Source organism: Natronoflexus pectinivorans (genome assembly GCF_004345615.1).
GTDB classification, from domain to species: Bacteria; Bacteroidota; Bacteroidia; order Bacteroidales; family Marinilabiliaceae; genus Natronoflexus; species Natronoflexus pectinivorans.
This window is the reverse complement of the sequence record NZ_SLWK01000006.1, coordinates 1-24,216: the sequence shown is the minus strand read 5'-3', so window position 1 is coordinate 24,216 and position 24,216 is coordinate 1. Positions and strand designations below refer to the sequence as shown.

General features: G+C 40.3%; 12 protein-coding genes and 1 rRNA gene. 1 reads left to right on the top strand and 12 read right to left on the bottom strand.

Annotation, left to right across the window (positions count from 1 at the left end):
* Nucleotides 1-54 precede the first annotated feature (54 nt).
* From EV194_RS09355 to gltX, 10 genes are all read right to left on the bottom strand, one after another.
* The gene (locus tag EV194_RS09355; protein WP_132433779.1) at nucleotides 55-1,263 is read right to left on the bottom strand and encodes a Coenzyme F420 hydrogenase/dehydrogenase, beta subunit C-terminal domain; all 1,209 of its coding nucleotides are present in this window, start codon (nucleotides 1,261-1,263) and stop codon (nucleotides 55-57) included.
* Entirely contained in the window at nucleotides 1,263-2,471 is a 1,209-nt protein-coding gene (locus tag EV194_RS09350) for a polysaccharide pyruvyl transferase family protein (RefSeq protein ID WP_165921846.1), read from the bottom strand. The genes EV194_RS09355 and EV194_RS09350 overlap by 1 nt, the downstream gene beginning before the upstream one ends.
* Nucleotides 2,472-2,769: 298 nt before the next feature.
* A complete protein-coding gene (locus EV194_RS09345) occupies nucleotides 2,770-3,900 on the bottom strand; it encodes a phosphonoacetaldehyde reductase (RefSeq protein ID WP_132433777.1) in 1,131 nt (376 codons plus the stop codon).
* 141 nt (nucleotides 3,901-4,041) lie between these two features.
* The gene (locus EV194_RS09340; protein WP_165921845.1) at nucleotides 4,042-4,578 is read right to left on the bottom strand and encodes an ATP-binding protein; all 537 of its coding nucleotides are present in this window, start codon (nucleotides 4,576-4,578) and stop codon (nucleotides 4,042-4,044) included.
* Nucleotides 4,579-4,848: 270 nt separating this feature from the next.
* Complete coding sequence (locus EV194_RS09335) at nucleotides 4,849-5,976, bottom strand: GNVR domain-containing protein (protein WP_132433775.1); 1,128 nt, start codon at nucleotides 5,974-5,976, stop codon at nucleotides 4,849-4,851.
* Between the two features lie 637 nt (nucleotides 5,977-6,613).
* Entirely contained in the window at nucleotides 6,614-6,979 is a 366-nt protein-coding gene (locus tag EV194_RS09330; protein WP_262708659.1) for an endonuclease domain-containing protein, read from the bottom strand.
* Nucleotides 6,980-7,253: 274 nt separating this feature from the next.
* Nucleotides 7,254-8,612, bottom strand: a complete 1,359-nt coding sequence (locus EV194_RS09325) for an ATP-binding protein (RefSeq protein ID WP_132433773.1) — start codon at nucleotides 8,610-8,612, stop codon at nucleotides 7,254-7,256.
* A 215-nt stretch (nucleotides 8,613-8,827) separates the two neighbouring features.
* The gene (locus EV194_RS09320; protein WP_132433772.1) at nucleotides 8,828-11,302 is read right to left on the bottom strand and encodes an SLBB domain-containing protein; all 2,475 of its coding nucleotides are present in this window, start codon (nucleotides 11,300-11,302) and stop codon (nucleotides 8,828-8,830) included.
* A 357-nt stretch (nucleotides 11,303-11,659) separates the two neighbouring features.
* Nucleotides 11,660-14,083 carry an SLBB domain-containing protein gene (locus EV194_RS09315; protein WP_132433771.1) on the bottom strand — a complete coding sequence of 808 codons (2,424 nt, stop codon included), beginning with the start codon at nucleotides 14,081-14,083 and terminating at the stop codon, nucleotides 11,660-11,662.
* Between the two features lie 89 nt (nucleotides 14,084-14,172).
* On the bottom strand, nucleotides 14,173-15,705 hold the full coding sequence (gene gltX, locus EV194_RS09310; protein ID WP_243699373.1) for a glutamate--tRNA ligase: 1,533 nt from the start codon (nucleotides 15,703-15,705) through the stop codon (nucleotides 14,173-14,175).
* Nucleotides 15,706-15,965: 260 nt separating this feature from the next.
* On the opposite strand from gltX, the gene EV194_RS09305 reads away from it, so the two are divergent.
* On the top strand, nucleotides 15,966-19,763 hold the full coding sequence (locus EV194_RS09305; RefSeq protein WP_132433769.1) for a CotH kinase family protein: 3,798 nt from the start codon (nucleotides 15,966-15,968) through the stop codon (nucleotides 19,761-19,763).
* A gap of 92 nt (nucleotides 19,764-19,855) precedes the next feature.
* Here the strand turns inward: EV194_RS09305 and EV194_RS09300 are convergent, their stop codons facing one another.
* Nucleotides 19,856-22,414 (bottom strand): adenosylcobalamin-dependent ribonucleoside-diphosphate reductase, encoded by a 2,559-nt coding sequence (locus tag EV194_RS09300; protein ID WP_207915985.1) that lies wholly within the window; start codon nucleotides 22,412-22,414, stop codon nucleotides 19,856-19,858.
* A 1,444-nt stretch (nucleotides 22,415-23,858) separates the two neighbouring features.
* Nucleotides 23,859-23,969: ribosomal RNA gene (rrf, locus tag EV194_RS09295) — 5S ribosomal RNA — on the bottom strand.
* Nucleotides 23,970-24,216 lie beyond the last annotated feature (247 nt).

Here is a 24,216-nt window from a genome sequence, read left to right as displayed (position 1 = left end):
CTTAACTAAGATATCTGGTAAAACAATTACAAAAATAAATTACTGTTCAAAATTTCATTTTTCATGTTTTAATAATATTCGTTTAATAGTTCCACCAAACTCTCTGATAATACTTTTTAATGATTGAGAAAGAAGATTATTCCAAAGCCTAACTCCCTTAAAATTAAGCAACACCCCTTTTGCTATGTATACTGCCATGACACGTGCACCAACAGCCCTCCGCCTTACATACTGAAATGGTTGTATGCTTTTTAACTTTTCAACAGGTAATGAATTGATTGTTACACATTCATCTTTCTGCATCTTACGAAGTAACTCTAGGGCTTTAGTAGTCCTAATTAAAATGAGGCTTTGCCCATCCCGTTCCGTAAAATCAGGATATCCATCCTTTGTCTCCCAAGCATCACCAACTGCCATATCTGCCTGTAGTCCTATCCCATCAGGACAAATTTTGCATCGAAAATGGATCTTTTTTCCTAGTTTTTTGCCCCAAGAATCGTTGTACGACATTTGATGCCTATGCCCCGAAGCATCTAAAAAAGAAAAATATCCAGGCCAACCATTTCCTCTGTATGCCAATTCAGTTACAGGATATTTTACATTTTTGAAACTAGCTATCACATCCTGCGTTGCGTTAAATGAGGGGATTCCCGCACAAACAATCGACACAAAGAACTTAAATCTCTCTTTGTATTCAGGGTATTCATTTAAAAGGTTCTTGATCCCAGATATATCACATGGTTTTCCTATTAAAAGAAAAGAGTCACTACTTGCTCTTAATATATCGAGAATGTTTCGAAAAACAGCCGCAGGTGCATATCGAGAGGTTGCGCAACTTAAGACATCCTCCCTTGTTTTCGATTCTTTCAAACTATTTCGTCGAAAATCCTTGGAATTTCCTCCAACCTGTAAAACAGTATCTACAATACTATTTTCCAGAAGATAAATCGCAACAGCACTTATGATGCCTCCAGAAGAACCTTTAGTTCGAATTTCCTTATCTTCAGAATATCCGGAATATGATTCAATTACTTTACCCCATATTCTCTCATGCCTTACAAAAGGTTGATCATTTACAATATTTACTCCCGGGCAAATACGTGAAATTATTTTCTCTTCGTATATTTTATGATTCTGAATGGTAGGTTCTAAAAAACCATTACTTTGCAACTGCATGGTAAGGTTTTCTTGCCCAAAAACAGTTTCACACAGACCACATCCTATACACAAATCCCTTCTTACAATTCTTTCAATAGACCTCATTATAATTCCAAAAAAATTGACAATTCGTCTATTAACAAAGTATATCTATGGGATACAATATTCTTTTTAGACTGCTGAATAATCTCAGTTAACTCTATTCTATTCTCAAAAGCATATTCTAATCCTGTCATAAACTCATTAGAATTCTGATTAATTAAATCACCTAAATATGAATATTCTAAAGTTTCAACGAACAATCCGTTAAACTTACGACTATAAGCAATTGGATAAACAGGAACGCCTGAGGAAAAGGCTGCAATACATGCATGCATGCGAGCCCCTGTGAAGAAGTCTAATCCACTAATATAATTTTTAGCATCTATTGGATCAAGAAAGAATGGAGCCAATGTAATTTTTTCCGAAGCATACTCATCTTGGATAAAGCGTGCAACTTCATAATCGTTTTCAACATGGGAGTTAGCATTTACCACATGAGAAATCAGATGGATTTGGACATTCGCCTGCGTAAGAAAGAACTCTATGATGGCTCTCATTAGTTTCGGATAATCTTCCTTAAAACCAAATTGATTATTTTTGGTGTAGCCACCATGCCACATCAAAGAAGAAATATTTAAACCAACATTAATTTTCCCGTTTGAAAAATCCTTCTTATTGTAAGGCATAAAAAAGGCCATATCAGTCAATTCCTTTACCTTTTTCTGGGTAGTATTGTTTGTCACATAATCATAACTCATTCTGTCCCTGACCAACACGACATCACTTTTCTCTATGCTTTTTTTTGCCTCTTTCTTTATCTTTGCATCGTTAAAAGGGCCAATGGTTTGTGGCAACAATAAAATTTTCTTTCCTAGAAAACGAAATGTTTTTTTTGGGGCATTAATATTAATAAACCTTTGCTTCCCATATATATCTGAAAAACTATCTCCCTCTCCCATATCCATAACATATTTTGTCTTAAATAATATTTCTTTAGACAAAATCATTGTAAGAAAGAATTTTAGCACCCCTTTTAAACCATTTCCAGCATAAAAAGGAAATTGCTTAAATTGTATTATCGTATCACCTACTTTTATTCTGTTTTCAACAATATGTTTTGATTTCCCAACTAAGTAAATATTAATCTGCACATCATTTTCCTTAGATATTTTATCTAATACACTCATTACTGAATAAGCCAATGCACCTACTCCTCTATTCCCGCTGTATGGATTTACTCCAAGAATTATTACATTTTTTGTAGCTTTCATAGTCATAAACTAAGCCTCACTAGGCATCTCAAACAATTTCACTAATTAGTAGTTATAAGAAAATACCAAAACTGCCTCGAAGAAAATCGGAATAGATTCTCATTTTCGTTTTTCAATTAGTTTTCCCAAAATAGCTTTTGTCTGGTTTTTAGAATAAAAATCATACAAAAAGCAAAAATTAGGACTCCTTGGTATCAATCCTCGAATGCCTCGGAACGAAGCCTTGTATTTGATGCTTTCTGGTCAATATGTAGTTTTCTTGCTGACACTATATTCGATCAAAAACAGATATTAAAAGTTACAAAGCAGAATTAAATTCAAACAAAGCATCCAATACTTGCACATCAACCTTGCCAGGATTATTTTTTAATCTTTCATAGTTAATACCCTTTGCGATTTCTTTAAATAATTGTTTAGAAATCTTCAACTCCGAAAATTTAACCGATACCCCAAGTCTTTCGAAAAAGAGAAAAACTTCTCTACTTAAAGCTTCTGTCTGAACATCCAATAGAAACGCAATCCTGTCAATGACCTGTTTTACATGACCGGCACCTCTATTGTCATTGCATTCTGCCTCTTGAATTCCTGCATGGTACTTTATAAAAAAAGGTATGGATAACGCAACAGAATGCCCATGAGGTAAACCAAGAGCTTTCGTAAAACCATAAGAAAGAGCGTGGGGAGCTGTGGTTTTGGTTATGTTTATGGCTCGTCCTGCCAAATTTGCGCCAAGTGCTAATGCCCAGTGGGCATTTTCATCATTCTCTAAAACGGCCTTTTCGAGATTCAACCAAATTGTTTTAATCGCTTGTTCTGCATATTCCACAGACTCATCTGTTGAATGAACGTTCCATAAAGATTCAATGGCCTGCGCAAAAGCATCAATCCCGGAAACTGCTTTTTGATAAGGAGTTTGGCTGTAATGCAAAGTGGGGTCAATAATTGTCTGAACAGGCATTAATTTGGTGTCCGCGATGGAATGCTTAATATTTTGAACGTAGATCACCGCAAAATGTGTAGCCTCGCTACCGCTTCCTGCAGTAGTAGGAATGCAAATCAATGAAACTGGAGAAAACTCTTTGTTTTCTAAAGAGTTAGCACTCAAATCCTCTAAGGAGGAGTGATGGTAATAGTTAATAAGTTTGGCAACGTCAATAGCACTTCCACCACCTACAGCAATTATCACATCACAATTCTCTTTTTCAAACAATTTCACCCCTGCCTCGACATCCTCTAAATCCGGATTAACCTGAAACTCTTTAAATTCAACACAATTAAAATCAGAGAGTTGGTTTTCAATCTCACTTTTAGCACCGGAAAGAGCATAAGAGTTTCTTCCGGTAACAAGAAATACCTTCTGCGCACCTATCCTTTTTAAAATGAATCTTAATTCCCGTATCGCACCGGGATAGGTTATCGCATTATGCATCTTGCTTTAGAAATAATTGTATGCTTCTTTGTTTTCAATGGGGGTTGTGTTAACCACATAAGGCACATAAGGAGAGAATTAAAGCGAAAACTTCAAACCCCCTCTCCGGTTTCCGATTTCTCGCTCTCTCAACTTTACACTTCAATCAATCCTTTTCTCCACTTCCCAACATCCCCCATTAGCAGGCCCCACTCTCTTAATATATCCTAGCTCTTTTAATTTGCTAATATTTGTTTCAATTTTCCGTACCGAAATTCCGATTCTATCAGATAAATCTTTAGCTGAAACAAAGGAATCACTTATCATTAAATTAATAATTTTTATTTGATTCCCAGTGAGTCGATCACCGACCTTTTCACCGACCTTGGCCATCTCTTTATCGTAAATAGTGACCAAAAAACCGTCAGAAATATTTCTGAAATCAGGCTGAGGTAACTCAGCATCTTTAAAATACTCAATAACCCGTCTAATACCTGAACCATATTTCTCAATAAGTCCAAGACTTTTACAAAAGTCGGCAATCAGTTTGTTCCTTGGAGTGGACTTATATCTGTTAGAAAGCAAATCATCAACCGTTATACTATCAGGTAATCGTCCCGGATTATAAAATTCAATTCGATCATCATATACCTTAACAATAGAATCTGAAGCAGATCGATAATCACGATGAATAATCATATTCATAACAATTTCCCTAACAGCCTCCAATGGTTACTGCCATTTTTGCGTGTTTCTTGCCTCTCCTGTAATTATTATTTCTTTATTAAAATCTGTAGGGAATTTATCATAAAATTGATCGCTTAATTCCATTTTTTTGATCTGTTCCTTTTAAGGTTACTATCAAACCACTAACTATCAACTTCAAACTTTTTCATCCTCCGAAGCTTCAGCGTAGGAGGACAATCACGTCTCCCGTCTCCGATTTCCGGTTTCCGATCTCCCTTGCCCCTACCCATACTCCTCCATTTTCTTTCTCAAATTGACCCAAACCATAGATCCAAACAGAATTCCAAGTCCAATGAAGCCGCCCAGAAATACAGAAACAACCATTATCATTCCACGGCGTGGCGCACTTCTCTCTTTGGGTACAACAGCAGGTTCTAATACTTTCACGACTGGTGTTTCTTCCTGAAGCTTTAAACGGGATTCTTCCAACTGCCGAGCCAGTGTGTTATATACATTGAATGCCAGGTCGTATTCGCTTTGCAGGCGCTGCTCCTCTGTTTGCGCCATGGCTGTCATTTGTCCACGGCTGGCATCTCTGAAACGAGCCAGCTGCTCCTGTGCCTTTTCAAAACGGGCACCTGCTTCAATATGACGAGCCTCAACAAACTCTAAATCTTCTCTGGCCTTATCGGTTTTATACTCCAAAATATATTCAGACAACAAAGAAGTCACTTTATCCGCCATATCAGCGGCCAAAACAGGGTCTCCACTTTTTACTGTAATGGAAATAATCCCTTCCCTGTTTATCTCCAAAGAGATGTTATCCTTAAGACGCTCTAAAACCTCCCATTCATCCTCACTTAAGCGGGTAACATGGCTGCCGGAATCCACTGCTGATAATTCAGCATCCTTGCCCGCTCCCCTGATCCATCCAATGATGGTACGGGGTAGACCGATGGTATAGGCCTTGATATATGATAGAACCGAACCTCCTCCCGGCTCTGAGTAGTACTCAAACAGAGTCATTCTTTCGCCAACCTCAGGAATGTAGGTTTCATAGTTCATCAATGATTTCAGGAAAGGAAGGCTGTGTACAATCTCAGGATAATATTCAGTAGGGATGGAACCAGTCTCTGTTGCTGCTGAAATATTTCCAAGTCCAAACTGAGATGCCAGTCCGCCCAGGCTTCCCAAGCCTGTACGCTTACCGGTTTCAGGAATCAGTTTTACCCGGGAGGTATATTCTTCAGGAGAAGTTAATGCAATCACCAATCCCAACACCACAAACACGGCAACGGTCTTAATGATCAACATGCGGCCATTCCATATATGCAAACCCAGCGCCACCAGATCTATCTCATCATCCTTAATGATGGGTGGCGGATTTTTTTTAATCTTTTGATTTTCCATAAATCAATTACCAGTATATTTTAATGTTGAAGAAGCATTTCGCCCTTATATCCTCAGGAACAACTTCTAGCTAATTCTATTTATTCAAAATTTTGTATGTACAAAACCAAATTTAAACCTCCCCCCTTGGGGGGTCGGGGGGGCGAAACAAATCGAAATATTACAACTCTTATCAAAATGAATCTCACCCCTAAATCCCCCAAGGGGGACTGCATCAAGCAAACCCCATATAATCAAAACTCGTAAATTCAAAACCTTCTTAAACCTCCCCCCTTGGGGGGCCGGGGGGTGAAACCATCTCTTGGGGAGCCGGGGGGGGGGGGTGAAACCAACTTAATTTTCAAATGAATCTACATATTACAAATGAATTTCTCCCCTATATCCCCCAAGGGGGACTGCATCTAGCAAATCCCATATAATCAAAAACTCTTAAATTCAAAACTCTCTTAAACCTCCCCCCTTGGGGGGCCGGGGGGTGAAACCAACTCTCGGGGAGCCGAATGGGGTGAAAACCCCTTCATAAAGGTAATCCTTATCAAGAGACTTATGAAGGGGAAAACCTGTTTCAACCTGTATTCACTTGATATCAACCAGACTTAGAAGTTAAATCTTATTTCGATTAAGAAATTCTAAGCATTTATAATAATTTCATTCTGTTACTTACCTTTTCCTCAATTTTATTCAATACCTTCTCTAAATCAGTTTCCACCTCCTGATTCGTAAAACGAATCACTTCAACTCCAAATCTTTCCAATTCTGCAGTTCTGTTGATATCGTAATTCTCTTGATAATTATGTGTTTCTCCATCTACTTCAACAACAAGAAGAGCAGAGTAGCAGAAAAAATCAGCAATAAAAATATCGATGGGATGCTGTCTTCTGAAGCGAACATTACAAATTCTTTTGCCTTTTAATTGATTCCACAATAAGGTTTCAGAATTAGTCATTCGTTTACGTAATTCCTTAGCCTTATTAATCGTAGAAACACTAGCTCCAAAATACATTTGTTTATCAGTCTCAAACATAAATCAGATGACTCCGAGAGTTCATTTTTCAAGGTTAAGAAAAAATAACAACAAAGTTCTCAATCAGAAAGTATTTCACCCCTAAATCCCCCAAAAACAACTTCAAGCTAGTTCTATTTATTCAAAAACTTTCATGTACAAGAATCTCTCTTAACCTCCCCCCCTTGGGGGGTCGGGGGGTGAAACAAATTTAAACTTCAAATAATCAAAATACTACAACCATCCCCACAACCTTGAACCTCGAACATTAACTTCAACCCTTCACCTCCCAATGGCCGCCTTTAGCTGGGCCGATGCGATTAATCAGGCCTTTTTCTTTAAGTTTTGCGATATTCTCCTGAACTTTCCGATGTGACATTCCAATTTGAGAGGATATATCCAATGCAGTTACATATGGATTCCCTTCAATGATCATAAATATTTTTTGTTGGCTATCACTTAGTTTTTCTACGACCTTTTCTACGACCTTTTCTACGACCTTTTCTACGACCTTTCCGTTATAAACGGTTACCATAAAACCATCTGATATATTTTGAAACCGGGGCGCAGGCAAGTCTGCGTCTTTAAAATTCGCCATTACCCTTTGTATTCCTGACCCATACTTCTCGATCAAACCCATATCTTTACAAAGATCAGCTATCAACTTGTTTCTGGGTGTTGAACGATACCTGTTATTTAACAAATCGTCAACTGTAATATTTTCGGGCAAGCGACCGGGATTAAAAAACTCAATCCTGTCATCAAAAACCTTAACGATAGAATCTGAAGACAATCGATAATCGCGATGAATAATCATATTAATCACTATTTCCCGAATTGCATTCATTGGGTATTGCCATTTTTGAATATTTCTGGCTTCTCCTGTAATAATAACTTCCCGATTGATGTGCTTTTTTACAAAATCCAGTACTTGCTCTATCTCTTTCAATAAATCCTCTTTGGTTCTACTGGAATCCTTTATTGTGATTTCATCCTGAAATCGTCCCATCTCTATCGTAGTAAATGCCGAAACTTTATTCTTAAATAAAAGATAAGCTGCATTGGTAATGTCCTGCCCCCGTATCAAATCATACTTAAATAAAAACGAAAGAGGATCTTCGTTGATCGTTAAATTATTGACTTTCATACTTTCAATTACAGTCTGAACCTTCTCCAGATCAATATCATTTAAATCATGGACAGGGTCAATGACTGCATCCCAACTGGTATTTATTGATTTTAAATGTAAATCAACAACTTCAGAGGCTGTCAATATGTGATTTGAGTTTTTAACTCGTTTAAAATATCTCCCTTTAAATGAAACGGGCTTTAAAGGGTACTCATCAACAGAAAGTAGCACCACTGTTTTACCCGAAATGCAAAGTTCTTCAATATCGGGAATAATTATGGGGGCTGTTTTATTCTTAACTTCATTTACCCATACAGCCAAGGTTTCTTTTCCAACCTCAACACCTTTTATCTCTCTTCCATCCGTAACCCCTATATATACTGACCCTCCCTTGGTGTTAGCAAAAGCCACCAAAGAAGCGATGACTTCATCATTGAAAGTGGATTTAAACTCAACAACTTCACTTTCATTATCAGGAATATGTATTTTGGGGATATTTTTCATTAATTATGGGTGTTGGACTTTAATCCTAAATTAACAAATGTTATAAATGCAAGCCACAACCTTAAACCTCGAACTTTAAACTTTAAACCTTGAACCTCAAACATTAAACTCTAAACCCTAAAATCATCCATCCTCCATTTCATCCAAAGAAAAGAAATTCTGCTAAATCCAGGTTTCCGGTCTCCGATCTTCGGTCTCCTGTCTCCTATCAAAACCTACCAAACCCTCGTCATCGCCGTAATCACCACCGCCGTCATGGATACCACCGATGACATGATGGAAATTCTTTCTCCAGGCGTTAATCTTGGGCGTTCCTCTTTTTGTGGGATAATGATTTCTGCTCCTGGAGTGACTTCCGGGTTGGATCTGAAGAATATAAAGTTTCTTCTTGCAGCAACATCTCCATTGGCATAAACGACATAAGCATGTCGTTTGCGTGCGTTTTCTGCAAAACCACCCGATCGGTTAATATAATAGTTTAGGTTACGCCCATCTCTGTACCTGATTTCAGACTCTCGAAGAACCCCTCCACGAACGCTTACGGTTTGAAGTTCCGAAGGAATTCTGATCACATCCCCACTACGCAGGAACAGATCATCGGCTGTTCCTGGATTGGCAAGTATTCTGGTCAGATCAATTCCGATATACCTCTCGGTTACATTTTCAAGTTCAATCACGTCATCAGCGCCACCTTCAATTTCAACTTCTACGCGCTCCAGTTCAATGGTCTGACGCATCAAAGTAGCGCCTGGCACGAATGCTTCATGTGTAAGTCCCCCTGCTCGCTGTATTAAATCAGAAATGCGCTCATTTCTGCTGGTCAGCACATATTCACCGGGATATAAAACTTCCCCCTCAACGTTGATGGTCACCTGCTCACGGTAATCGGGTCGTGCCCTGACAAAAATCTGGTCAAAGGGCTTTAATTCAAAGGAGGCTGCCTCGCTTCGGATGTTCAAATCCCGATCAACAGCAAAAATAAAAGTTTCTGCCAATTGGTGCCCTCTCTGCAAAGGCGCTGCTTCACCAATCACTCTTCTGTTTACTTCAATACGCGCCTCCGATGCGGCTGATGTGAATCCGTTTGCCACCAGAATGAGATCTTCCAGCGTCATCCCTTCACGAAAATCATATGTGTTTGGAGTCTGAACGGCCCCCCTGATCACCACATTCCTACCTTCCCGCATTTCGTGAATGTCTTTAATGATCACCTCATCCTCGTTTTGAAGGGAGATGTCAAAAGCATCAGGATTGTTCAATACATTGTCCACATTAAATGCCAGAATGGTGAAATCAAAATTGTCGGTCAGCCGATTGATGATGGCTCTGGATCGAAAAGCATCGGGTTTCACCCCCTCTGCTTTCTGAAGCAATTCAGAAAGCATTAATCCCTCTTCACCTATTTCATATTCTCCCGGACGCCATACGGCTCCGGAAATGGAGACCCTATTTGAAAATCTGTCTAGAATCTGATCAACAATCACAACGTCGCCGTTGCGCATGGTAAAGTTTTCATATCGCTCACGATTTACACTTAAGATTTCTCTTTCAGTTTCAGTATTGCGATGAATTCGTATCTGCCTCATATAGGCAGAGTCGGTAAAACTGCCTGCATAATTAATTAATTGAGCCAAAGTCTCGCCAATTTTGACTTCATAAAGTCCCGGGCGTTTAACTTCACCTTTCATTTCAATGCGGTTGGCATAAGTTCCCACACGTACGATATCCTGATCCTGCAAGCGGATGTTTTGGCTCTGGTCTCCACTAATAAGGAAGTCATAAACATCCAGAACCGCCACCTGTCGGTTTTCTCTTATGACCTCAACATTTCTGAAAGAGCCTATCATGTTTGGACCACCTGCCTTATACAAAGCATTAAATACGGTGGCAAGAGATGATACAGTGTAATTACCCGGTGCATTGACCTCTCCCATTAAGGCCACCTGAATGCTTCTAACCCTGCCAAGACTGATGCGTGCAAATGTATTTTGACCTGAGTCTCCCGGACGTAAGCCACGATATATCTGCTTTAGCTTGTCCATTATTCGCTGTTCTGCTTCTTGTATGGTTAATCCATGAACGTACAACGGACCCAAATTATCTATGGAAATAGTTCCCTCGCTTGAAACTTCGAGCTGATAAAAATTTGTCGCTGCTCCCCAGATATCAATAACCAGTTCATCGCCCGGCCCAAGACGGTAATTTACCGGAGTTGGCACGTGCATGGAGGGTTCGAAACTGAGCATTCCTCTTTTGAAGATTCTGGCTCCAAAAATCTCAGGTTTATCACTCACATCTCTATGTACCATGCTCCATAAGTCCTGATCAAACAATCCTGACTCATCAGTTTCCACTCTTTCCCGTGCCCGTAATGCCGGTTGCTCCTGTGTAGTGCCCTGCATGGTGCGTACTCTGGCCATTAACTCCTGCACCACCGATGCAGGCATCCCTCGCTCCCGCGCCATCATCATAGCCTGCTCGGGGGAAATGCCCTGAGCTTCGCCTCGTGCAATAAAAGATCGCAATTGGGCATCGCTGATATCCTGTGATCTTACACCTGATAAATCATGCATATTAAGCCCTGATTGAGCGGCAACAGATTCCGATGTTAATCCTGAAAGCATCGTAAATAGCACAAAAGAAAAGATGGTCAGACTACTTTTGGAAGTCCTAAAAAATATACGCAACATAGATTATATTTTAATACAGAAATTTGATTGATCAAGTACGCAGAATGGTAAACCTTTATAATGATTACCGCGTTATTTGCAGAAACACTAAAAAACGTCAAATGAAGATAACAACGAAACGAAAAAACAAAGCTTCAGCAAATTGGTTTATAATAGAACTAGGCATTTATTCCCCAAATTCTACCCAATGCTATAGGACAGAAGCATTCTAATCTAATCAAAACAATAACATTCAACACATTACAAGAAATAACATTTCCCGATTAAACACACCTCCGGTATTGTGAGTCACACAAAAACGGCTGCGAAGTTACCATAAAATGCCCAAAAAAGGAAACCGTTCATCAACAAAAACAATCAATTCCCAATCTGATTTATCACAGTCACAATGGTCAATGCCAACGACGATACTCCACTACCTATTGCAATCCAACCTGTTGCAGGAATCGGCGTACGTGGTGGTTTCTGAGGAATCACAATTTGGCTACCCGGCATAACGGTTGGGTAAGAACTAAACAAAACATAATTTCTGGTTGCGGCAGCCGTGCCATTGGGATAGATGACATAGGCCTTTCTTCTTTTAGCCCGCAACCCAAAGCCCCCACTCTGGTCAATGTAGTACCGCAGACCTTTTCCTTCAATGTATGGCATGCTGATTGGGTTGAGCACTTCTCCCTCAACCTGCACAGTTTGTAATCTGCGGGGCACAACCAGTTCGTCACCATCCTGAAGATAAATATCATCGCGACTACCAGGTCGTCGCAATGCTGCTTCCAAATCAATTCCGATAACGCTAAAGTCCAAACCACTAAAGGAGACCCTTTCATCCGACTGCTCAAGAGATTGAGTCAATGCATCTGCTTTTCCCTTTCTCCGTTCACGGGTCAGCATGGCTCCGGGTAAATAAGCCTCAGGGGTTAAACCTCCGGCTCTTCGGATGACATCCGAAAGCCTCTCATTTCGGCTCACAAGCGCATATTCCCCTGCATACATAATTTCTCCGGAAATTCTGATACTGGACTCCTGAACAAATCCGGGTGCTCTACGAATAAAAATCTGATCGTATGGTTGCAGCATAAAAGATGCATCATCATTATGGAGAGTCAGCGAACGTGGAATGGTAAACTGAAACAGGTGTCCGGTTCTTTCGGAGGTTGAAGAAGCCTCTGTATAGGATAAACGGCGCATAACCTCAACATAGCTCTCAGATGCAGATTCTCTTAAACCACCGGCAAGTGCGATCGCGTCGCCAAGTGTCAAAGCCTCACGGAAATCCAATCGACCGGGTCTCTGTACTTCACCAAACACCCTAATGGAACGTTGTTCCCGCATTTCATCAATTGAAGAGATGGTAACCACATCCTCCCTGCGCAGTTCAATATCTTTATCACCATTGATTACAGCCTTCAAATCAAAGGCTACATTGGTATAACTCAAATTCTCGTTGAGTCGCAATATCATGCCCCGTTCCATGAAAGCATCTTCCCTGAGGCCATCAGCACGTTCAATCAACTGACTTAAGGTTAAGTCTCTTGTCAGTTCATAGGTACCCGGACGAAACACGGCACCGTCAATGGCCACCCTGTTTGCAAATCGGGATAAAATAGCTCCAACATAAAGACTGTCGCCATTCTGCGCATAAAAATCATCGTATTGATCTGCAAATACATCCCGCACTTCAAGCTCTCTGCCTGTATTTCGATGTAATTCTATCCTTCGGTTATAAGCCTTTTCATCAAACCCACCGGCGTATTTAATCAACTCATCAATGCTTTCACCCTCCAGGGTTTCAAACAAGCCGGTTCTAATGAGATGTCCTCCTATACGAACCCGGTTGCGAACTGTGGGAACCATAATGATATCACCGTCCATCAAATGGACGTTAACTTCGCTGTTACCATTTATCAGGTAATCATAAACATCAATTTTTTGAAGCACCTCTCCTTCTCTGATGACTCTGATCTCTCTGAACGATCCTCTCAGGTTGGGACCGCCGGCCAGATATAAAGCATTAAAAGCGGTGGATGCTCCCGGCAATGTAAAAGTTCCCGGTGCGAAAACCTCTCCCACAACATTAACGGTAATGGGTTTAATTTGACCTAACTGGATATTTACGAACGTACGTGGTTCGTCTGCCACCATATCCCGGTAAATCCTTGATAGTCGTCTGAATATTCGCTCTTCAGCCTCCTCAAGGGTAAAACCACCCACAGGTATCGGACCAACATTAGGAATGGTAATGTTTCCGGATCTGTCCACAAAGAGGAAGTAGGTCATCTCGGAAACTCCATATACGTCAATGATAAACTGATCACCCGGCCCTACAAGATATTTTCTTGTAACTGGGTAGTTAATTCCCGGCTCAAATGTAAGGTTATCGCTGTTAAAAAAATGAAATCCAAACAATCTTGTTTCCTGCTCCGAAGGGACAAAAAATGCTTTCTTTGAATAAATAACAGGTTGCTGATCAAAGCCCAAAGCAAAGTCCTCCATGGCCATCGACTCTCTGGTTTTCATCCGTTCATCGGAGATTGATCCCGCTCCCATTGTTCTGATGCGTTGACGCAACATGGATATCTGAGATTCGGGAACCCCTTGTGAGCGTGCGAGAGCAAGCGCCTGTTCTTCAGTTAGCCCTCGACGTTGCATTTCGTCCAACAAGCGTTGAACCTGTGCATCACTTAACGCAGAGACATCAACCGAAGCAGGGTCTATTTGTTGTGCTTCCACGTAATTCATCCCTATAAAAAGCAAAACAACAAAAAGTAAGATTCTATACATATCAAAAAATGGTTTTTAAGAGAAAATGCATGCCAAAATCAAAAACGCAATTTTTCATAAAAAATTGCCAAAGAATTCCGCAATATAACCTAATGTGACCCCAAAGTTTCAACAGCCAGTTTTATTCTTTCTGCACACTCCTTTTTTCCCAGAATTTCAATGATGGTAAAAAGATCAGGACCAAAAGCCCCTCCTACTAACGCAAGACGCAGTGCATTCATCACATTCCCAAAGTTCTGCTCCTGCTTGTTAATCTCTGCCGAAACCATCTCTTTTAAAGGTTCAGCATCCCAAAACTCTGAAGAGTCAAACAAATAGGCTAGTTTGAGGATAAATGCGGGAACGTCGCCTTTCCAGCGTTTTTTCACCACCTTCTCATCATATCCCTGCGGTTTCTGAAAGAAGAACCAGGTTTGTTCCCATAACTCTTCAACAAAATTCACCCGTTCTTTTACAAGACCGACGATTCTTTCTAAAAAATCCTTGTCTGCTTCAATACCTTTATCGGCCAAAACAGTTTTATAGAGGCTTGCCAATTCTGTATCTGACTTTTTAATCAGGTATTGATGATTGAACCATTTAGCTTTATCCGGATCGAATCTGGCGCCGGATTTGTTTACCCTTTCGAGGGTAAACAAGTTAATCAACTCATCAATGGAAAATAATTCCTGCTCCGTTCCGGGATTCCATCCCAATAAAACAAGCAGGTTATTAACAGCCTCCGGAAAATAACCCGACTCCCGATATCCCGCCGAAACATCACCATCTGGAGAAATATATTCCAATGGAAAAACCGGAAAGCCTTCCTTATCCCCATCTCTCTTACTCAGCTTGCCTTTCCCGCTGGGTTTTAAAATCAGTGGCAAATGAGCAAATTCAGGCATGGTTTTATCCCAGCCAAATGCCCGATATAACATAACATGCAACGGCAACGAAGGCAGCCATTCCTCTCCTCTGATTACATGGGTAATTTTCATTAAATGATCGTCGGTGACGTTGGCCAGATGATATGTTGGCAGCTGATCGGCAGACTTAAACAAGACTTTATCATCCAACGTACTTGTATTAAAGGTTACCTGACCACGTACAATATCCTTTACCGACACATCTACATTCTCAGGCATCTTGAAACGGATCACATATGGCTCTCCTGCCTCTATCCTTTTCAGGGTCTCTTGGGCTCCTAATTTTAAAGAATTATTTAGCCCCGAACGGTTGTTTACATCGTATGCAAATGTTTTTTTATCAGCCTCATATTGGCTTCTTAATGAATCAAGTTCTTCGGGTGTATCAAAGGCATAATATGCCCAGCCACTATCAATTAGCTGTTGTGCATATTGCCGGTATATATCTCTCCGTTCCGATTGTTTATAAGGTCCATATTCCCCTCCTTCACGAACGCCTTCATCAATTTTTAAACCCAACCAGCTTAACGACTCATTGATATACTCTTCCGCGCCAGGCACAAACCGGGTACTGTCTGTATCCTCAATTCTAAGTATAAATTTTCCGCCGTGCTTGCGTGCAAAAAGATAGTTAAACAGGGCAGTACGAACTCCTCCGATATGAAGAGGCCCTGTTGGACTTGGAGCAAACCTTACCCGAACATCTGTTTGATTCATGATTTCTTAATTTTGATTGCAAATATAATTAAATCTCCGACAGCGACTCGATATATTTAATGATATAGAACATCATTCAAATGGAAGTTAAATCACCCAAATTTTAATTTTTAATACATTTTTATTACTTTTATCTCAATATAAACGATACTTGAATACTGCCTGAATAGTTCAAGGGTCTCCTTTACACTACGATATTATAATCTGATATCCAATCTTCCCGACCAATTACATTTACAGTCACTGACAAATTAAATGATATGAATTCAGTTACAAAATACAATGTACTCCCCTATATTTTCATGTTGGCTATTTTCTTCCTTTTGCAGATACCAGCAAAGGGGCAAAATAGCGAGTTCACAATAGTTATTAATGAGTTGATGTCCTCAAATTCAAACACAATAGCCGACGAAGATGGCGATTTTGAAGATTGGATTGAAATTTACAATTATGGAGACGACCCGATTAACCTTAATGGATGGGGATTATCAGATGATGAGAATAATCTTTTTAGATGGGTTTTCCCTGATGTAACCATAGCACCGGGAGAGTATCGTATAATATGGGCTTCCGGAAAAGATCGCAGACCAAACGACGGAGCAGCCATCAATGGTTTGCGAAGAGATGTATATCAAAACATCAGTGGTTCGAGTGTTGATGACCTTATAAACAGTCCGGATTACCCTCACAACCCCTCTATTTCCGAAATAGTTACCGAATATTTTGAAGCTCCGGTAAATATTGACGACCGTTATGGACAGCGTATGCATGGCTTACTAAAACCACCTGCAACAGGAGATTATACATTCTGGATTGCCAGTGATGATAACTCAAGACTCTACATCAGTAGTCACACTGATCACAAAAACATGATGCGTATTGCTTCTGTTCCGGGATGGACCAGCAGTCGCCAGTGGGATAAATATCCGGAACAACAATCTGATCCGATACACCTTTTGGAGGGGGAATATTACTATGTTGTTGCTTTAATGAAAGAACACGAAGGTGGGGACAATTTGGCTGTGAGATGGCAACTACCTAATGTAACCATCGAGGAACCTATGCCGGCATCCCGATTCTACCTGATAAGTGATGAACTGCATACTAATTTCGCCATCTCTTCGGATGGAGAACCCATCATTTTAACAGAACCCGAAGGCGAAATTATTCATATGGTTCCCTCAACGCCTATACCAACTGATGTATCATTGGGATTGAACCCCAATGAAGATGGCTTTTTCTTTTATAATAACCCAACTCCGGGAAGTGCTAACACCTCCACCGCATTTTTAGAAATCATTACTGACACACCCGTTTTTTCACATGCAGGAGGTTTTTATAATGAATCATTCGATTTGCAGATAACCAGCTCTCACCCCGACGCAACCATCATATACACGCTGGACGGGTCGACTCCCGACCCGTTAAATGTTGGAGGAACCAGTTACCATTATAAGAACAGCTACCCAAATGGGAGTTTACTTACCAGAGAAACCAGATCCCATATATATGATGAACCGCTGAATATTTATAACCGCTCCTCTGAGCCATACCAGTTAGCTGGTATTAACACTCAATTTGAATCATCTCCAAGACTACCTAATTCTAATATATTTAAGGGAACTGTAGTGCGAGCTATGGTTTATAAAGAGAATGCCATAACAACAAAATCTGCTACCCACACATATTTTATATCTCCGCAAGGAACTGAAAGATATTCACTTCCTGTAATATCAATAGCTACCGATGAACCATACCTTTTCGATTATGATTCTGGAATTTATGTGGCTGGTAGAGTCGCCGATGAATGGTATGCTCAAAACCCCGGAGCTGGCTGGAACGGAGGACGTCCGGCCAATTACAACCAGAGAGGAATAGAGTGGGAGTATCCGGCTCATTTGGAGGTTTTTCCTGAAGACGAACAGCCTGTGTTTAGTCAAAACATTGGCATAAGAACCCATGGAGGTTGGAGCCGCGCCAACCCCATGAAATCGCTTCGGTTTTATGCCAGAAATCAGTATGATGATTCAAACACCTTGAATTATCCATTCTTTGGGAAGCTTCAGGCCAGAGGTAATCCGAATGCAACGGTTGATCAGTTTCGCCGGTTGATCATAAGAAATTCAGGCAACGATCATTACAGAACCATGTATCGGGATGCTCTTATGCAAGAACTGGTTAAACACCTTCCGTTCACCATACAGGCATATCAGCCTGCGATACATTTTATAAACGGTGAATTTTGGGGCATCATAAATATCCGTGAACGATATGATCAGCACTACTTACATTCTCATTACGGGGTTGATCCGGAAGATGTTGTAGTTCTTGATGCATGGGGTTCGGTTGACATAGGATTGCCGGCCGACAGTGATCAGTTTTATGAAATTCTCAACTATGCTGAGAATTTCAATCTTAATTTCCCAGCTCGATATCAGTGGGTTAAAGAGAGGGTAGATATTGAAAGTCTCGCGCATTACTACGCAACTCAAATCTATTTTTACAATACTGACTGGCCACAAAACAATATGACTTTCTGGAGGAAACGTGTTGACTTTTATCAACCCGATGCAGCATATGGACACGATGGACGGTGGAGATGGATGATGTACGATGTCGATTTTGGAATGAACCTTTATGGGAATCATACTGCGTCGAATGGCCTCAGCAGGGTTATGAGTAGTAATGCAAGTGATCCATCATCTCGGTTATTTAGACAACTTATACAAAACAGCGAATTCCGAGACTATTTTATTAATATCATAGCCGATCATCTTAACACCTGTTTTCAACCCGATCGAATCCACAATCTGGTGGATGAATTCAATGCAGCACTGGCTCCACACCGCAGCGAACACTGGAACAGATGGAGGCATGGTAACGATACCGGTAACGACATTAAAACATTTGCAACGGGTAGGCCCAACTATATGCGTTCTCATCTTCGTTCGCAATTCGGGCTGGAACAACCGACAAATCTCACCATAAACAGAACCGGAGGAGGTGTTGTAAAAGTTAATTCGGTTATAATTGATGCAAATACTCCCGGCCTTGAAAACGCCCCCTCTCCTTATCCATGGTCGGGCATCTATTTCAGAAATACACCCATCCAACTATCAGCCATTGATAAGCCCGGTTACAGATTTTTACGATGGGAAGGAAACATTCAACCCAGCCAGGCTAATTCACGAGAGATTCAACTCACCATTGCGCCTGATGAGAATGCTGTATCGGTTACAGCTGTATTTGAACAAATACCTGAACCAACTCTCATTCATCTGTGGCACTTCAATTCTCTCTCAGATGATATATTCGAATCAGTGCCATCTGACCTATCAGAAACCGAATCTCCCGGAAGAATTTTATACTCTGGTGAGAGTGATGGATACATGGACAGGGTAACTGATGGCTCTTTAATCAACCTGCCTGAGGAAATACATCCGGGTTATGCTCTGAGAGTCAGGAATCCATCCAATACCCGAGAGTTGATTTTAGAAGCATCCACGGACGGTTTTAAAGAAATAATATTAAAATATGCCGTAAAGAGAACCGCTAATGGTGCAACGATGCAAAAAATCTGTTATCGCACTTCGGAGAATGGAACCTGGACAACCATTGCAGACAATATTTCTGTTCTGGAAGATTACAGGCTTGTAACGGTAGACTTTTCTGAAATATCAGGAGTCAACAACAACCCGGAGTTTGCTGTAAGAATTACATTCCCGGACGAAGCTGCCGGAAATGATTCCGGAAACAACCGATTTGATAACATCACCTTTTCTGCAAGAGATATTTCAACCAACTTAAATGGCAGCTTAAAAACCAATAGTTTTAATGTTTTTCCGAACCCGGCTTCAGATTTCATCAACATCATATCAGCTGACCCAATCAAAACGGTTGCCATTTATGATGTTAATGGTCGGGTTTTGAAATCTTTTAGCGAATTGAACTTCAGCAATCAGAGAAGAATCAATCTCGATGGATTAGCAAATGGGATATACCTCTTGGAGATAGTCACAACAAAAGAGAAAACAACAGAGAAATTAATCATCCGGTAAGTTCTTTTGAAGAGATAACCCCTAACAATGGATTATACGAAAAAGGGACTGCCGATTGGCAGTCCCTTTTCCTTTATATATGGCACATCAAATCATCCACATTTAGAGGATCCACAATCCTGGCAAATCAGGCATCCTTCCTGGTAAACAAGATTATCGGAACTACAGTTCTCACAATGACCTTTTCTGGCCTTGGTTCCATTAGGTATGTATTTTTTCAAGGCTCTTTCAACACCGTTTTTCCAATTGTTGATGTTCTCATTATCCAGTTGCAATCCGGCAACCAAATGAAGGACATCCTCAATTTGCATACCATGTCTTAATACTCCGGAAATGAGTTTTGCATAGTTCCAGAACTCCTTGTTAAATTTATGCGACAGACCTTCAATGGTCGTTTTATAACCTCTTTTGTTGACGTATTGAAAATCGTAGCGAGAGGTTTCATCCTCCTCAATATTCTTAATTATACTACCCTTAAGCACCGATTTCGGTAATAGAATCCCATCTTCGTCATCAGCCAAACCAGTGAAAATTTCGTAGGGACGACCATCCAAAAGACCTACAAAAGCGATCCACTTTTCTTTGTTGTTTTGAAAGCGAACCACGTCTGCCTCTAACACCTGAGGACGCTTTTTAGGGAATTTGGAAAGATCGTCTTCCTTTTTCTCCTTGTTTGAAACCAAAACTCCTGCACGAGAACCATCACGATAAACAGTAACACCTTTACAGCCACTTCGCCATGCTTCCACATACAAATTGCCAACAAGCTCTTCAGACGCATCAGATGGCAAGTTAATGGTCACACTGATGGAATGGTCAACCCATTTTTGAACCTGACCCTGCATTTTTACTTTGCTGAGCCAATCCACATCATTAGATGTGGCTTTATAGTATGGAGACAAAGCTACAAGCTCATCAAGCTCTTCCTGCGTATAGTTTTTGTTGGTTTCATAACCACTTACCTCCATCCATGTTAAAAACTTATGATGGAAAACAGCGTACTCTTCCCAGCTATCACCTACTTCATCAACAAAATCGACCCTCACCTGAGGATCGTTGGGGTTTACTTTTCGGCGTCTTTTATAAACAGGGAGGAAAACAGGCTCTATACCACTGGTTGTTTGCGTCATCAAACTAGTTGTCCCGGTGGGTGCAATGGTTAATAAGGCTATGTTTCTGCGTCCTTGTTTTGCCATTTTTTCATACAAAGCAGGATCGGCTTCTTTTATGCGCTGGATGAATGGATTGTTTTTTTCTCTCTCTGTATTATAAATGGGAAAACTTCCTCTTTCGCCGGCAAGTTCAACCGATGCACCATAAGCAGCCAAAGCAAGTGCTTTATGCACCTCGATAGAAAAGTCAACCGCGATATCGCTTCCATATCTAAGTCCTAAACCAGCAAGCATATCACCTTCGCCTGTAATTCCAACTCCGGTACGACGTCCTTCAGTGGCTTTTCTACGGATATTTGCCCAAAGATTACGTTCTACAGCCTTTACTTCTTCAGTTTCCGGATCATTGTCGATTTTTTCCAGGATGGCATCAATTTTCTCTAACTCCAGGTCAATGATATCGTCCATTATTCGCTGCGCATATCCAACATGTTTACGGAACAGATCGAAGTTAAATTTGGCCTCTTCTGTGAATGGACGCTCCACGTAAGAATAGAGGTTGATAGCGATTAAACGGCAACTATCATAAGGACACAAAGGAATTTCTCCACATGGATTCGTGCTGACAGTGCGATATCCCAAATCGGCATAACTGTCGGGCACCGATTCTCTGGTTATGGTGTCCCAGAACAAAATTCCTGGTTCTGCTGATTTCCATGCGTTGTGGACGATTTTATTCCACAGTTGTTGTGCATTTACTTCTTTGCTGTATTTTGGATTTTTTGCATCAACAGGGTATTGTTGAATATAAGGCTTCTCCTCCACAACGGATCGCATAAAATCATCATCAATTTTCACCGAAACATTGGCACCTGTAATTTTACCCGGCTCCATTTTTGCATCGATAAACTTCTCCGAGTCCGGATGCTTTATTGATACGCTTAACATCAATGCACCCCGGCGTCCATCCTGGGCTACTTCTCTGGTTGAATTTGAAAATCGTTCCATAAACGGCACGATACCTGTTGAGGTCAATGCAGAGTTCTTTACGGGCGACCCTTTAGGCCGAATGTGCGACAAATCATGTCCAACTCCCCCTCTTCTTTTCATCAACTGTACTTGTTCCTGATCTATTTTCATTATTCCACCATAGGAATCAGAATCTCCTTCATTTCCAATAACAAAACAGTTGGACAAAGATGCAATTTGAAACTCATTACCTATTCCGGCCATTGGTCCTCCCTGAGGAATGATGTAAGTGAAATTTTTAAAAAGTCCGTAAATTTGCTCTTCAGTCATCGGATTAGGATAGCGCTTCTCTATTCGGGCTACTTCTCGCGTTAAACGCCAATGCATTTCATCCGGAGTCAATTCATATAAATTGCCATCTGAATCCTTTAAGGCATATTTATTGACCCAAACCCTGGCAGCCAGTTCGTCTCCTTTAAAATATTTCAAAGCCGATTGAAAGGCCTCTTCATTGGTGTAGATTTTCGCAGTACCCGAATCAGTACTTTGGCGCATTTCTTTTACTTCCATGATGACTTGTTTTTTATAATCGTCTGTTAAGATGTTGGTTAACTTTTGTGTTTTTGAAAATAATCGTGATGGCAAGTTAGGAAAGGTTATCCCTTTTGGCAAATTTTTTTTATCAACAACCACATAAAGTTATCCGTTTCAAAACCCTTTCTATCTGTTTTTCTGTTCTTTATGATTTTTAAAAGATCGAAATGTTTTCCAAAATTAAAACTTTGCAATATTTATGCTTTTTTTATTTCCATATATTGGAAATAACTACTGTCTTGATAAAACGACTTATACATTGATAAAATCACTCTTCACAACCCTGAGATTAAATTGCAAGAGGTCGCTTTTCCATAAAATGGAAAGCTATTAACAATGACTTCTAATTAAGGTTATAAACTACAATAAAATGTGCTACAATTACAACCAATATACTCAATTATCTCCCTCATCTACTGACACATTAGCTTGTTTGAATTCATTCGACAATGTCAATAATTGCTTATGCTCCCAGAAATTGACATTACCTATCGGGATATTGTGCCTAAGGTTCTGTTTGTACCCCGTTATCCACATTTTAAGATTGGCTATTTCTCAGAGTTCTTTCACCACATAAGGGCAAAATAAAAGGGAGGCAGGAGATCGGAGACAGGAAACCAGAACGAGTTCCCGTGATGGAAATTAATTCATAATTAGGTATTTAAAAACATAATAGAAACCGATGGGAATGTCACCGTAGGTGTGCAATTTAAACCACATAAGGCACATAAGGTTTCAACCACAATGGACACCATGTATTACCATATAAGGCATATAAGAAATAAAAAATCCCTTTGCGACTCTGCGTCTTCGCGTTTAACAATAACATAAAAAAAGCCGACTAACTTCTAAATCGGCTTTCTTTCTAAGGTCAGCGGCGACCGGATTGGAGCGAAGCGGAATACCAAGTCAAAAATGTTACAAGGAGGGACACGGAGAAAACACGGAGATGCACAGAGTTTTTATTACCATATAAGGCATATAAGAAATATTAAAACGCTTTGCGACTCTGCGTCTTTGCGTTTAGCCATAACACAAAAAAGCCGACTCATTTCTGAATTGGCTTCTTTCTAAGGTCGGCGGCGACCGGATTGGAGCGAAGCGGAATACCAAGTCAAAAATGTTACACGGAGGGAAACAGAGAAAACACGGAGATGCACAGAGTTTTTATTACCATATAAGGCATATAAGAAATATAAAATCCCTTTGCGACTCTGCGTCTTTGCGTTTAGCCATAAACACAAAAAAGCCGACTAACTTCTAAATCGGCTTTCTTTCTAAGGTCGGCGGCGACCGGATTGGAGCGAAGCGCAATCCCGAGACTTCGGGAATACCACTTTTACGCAGTACATTCCTTATTTAAACAAAACATTTTGGACATAAAAAAAGGCCAACAGTATAAAACTGTTGGCCTTTCTAAGGTCGGCGGCGACCTACTCTCCCACTTTTACGCAGTACCATCGGCGCTGCAGGGCTTAACTTCTCTGTTCGGAATGGGAAGAGGTGGAACCCCTGCGCTATAACCACCTGAATGTTGGTTAGACTCTTAGATTTTTAGATTTTAGATCTTTAGAAAACTTAAAAACAGATTCTTTAACCAAAATCTAACATTCTTAAATCTATTAATCTTATATCTAATTATCTTATATCTAATTATCTTATATCTAAGATCCAATAATATCTTTAACATATTGACCATATCGAAAAATAAAACACCACAATAATACTTGCTCAGAAAGCTTCGGGTAATTAGTACTGCTCGGCTTTGATGTCACCAT

Bases quoted from the DNA above. Each gene is read 5' to 3' on its own strand.
- EV194_RS09355 (WP_132433779.1), bottom strand. From the start codon at position 1,263: ATGAGGTCTATTGAAAGAATTGTAAGAAGGGATTTGTGTATAGGATGT.
- EV194_RS09350 (WP_165921846.1), bottom strand. From the start codon at position 2,471: ATGAAAGCTACAAAAAATGTAATAATTCTTGGAGTAAATCCATACAGC.
- EV194_RS09345 (WP_132433777.1), bottom strand. From the start codon at position 3,900: ATGCATAATGCGATAACCTATCCCGGTGCGATACGGGAATTAAGATTC.
- EV194_RS09340 (WP_165921845.1), bottom strand. From the start codon at position 4,578: ATGATTATTCATCGTGATTATCGATCTGCTTCAGATTCTATTGTTAAG.
- EV194_RS09335 (WP_132433775.1), bottom strand. From the start codon at position 5,976: ATGGAAAATCAAAAGATTAAAAAAAATCCGCCACCCATCATTAAGGAT.
- EV194_RS09330 (WP_262708659.1), bottom strand. From the start codon at position 6,979: ATGTATTTTGGAGCTAGTGTTTCTACGATTAATAAGGCTAAGGAATTA.
- EV194_RS09325 (WP_132433773.1), bottom strand. From the start codon at position 8,612: ATGAAAAATATCCCCAAAATACATATTCCTGATAATGAAAGTGAAGTT.
- EV194_RS09320 (WP_132433772.1), bottom strand. From the start codon at position 11,302: ATGTTGCGTATATTTTTTAGGACTTCCAAAAGTAGTCTGACCATCTTT.
- EV194_RS09315 (WP_132433771.1), bottom strand. From the start codon at position 14,083: ATGTATAGAATCTTACTTTTTGTTGTTTTGCTTTTTATAGGGATGAAT.
- gltX (WP_243699373.1), bottom strand. From the start codon at position 15,705: ATGAATCAAACAGATGTTCGGGTAAGGTTTGCTCCAAGTCCAACAGGG.
- EV194_RS09305 (WP_132433769.1), top strand. From the start codon at position 15,966: ATGAATTCAGTTACAAAATACAATGTACTCCCCTATATTTTCATGTTG.
- EV194_RS09300 (WP_207915985.1), bottom strand. From the start codon at position 22,414: ATGGAAGTAAAAGAAATGCGCCAAAGTACTGATTCGGGTACTGCGAAA.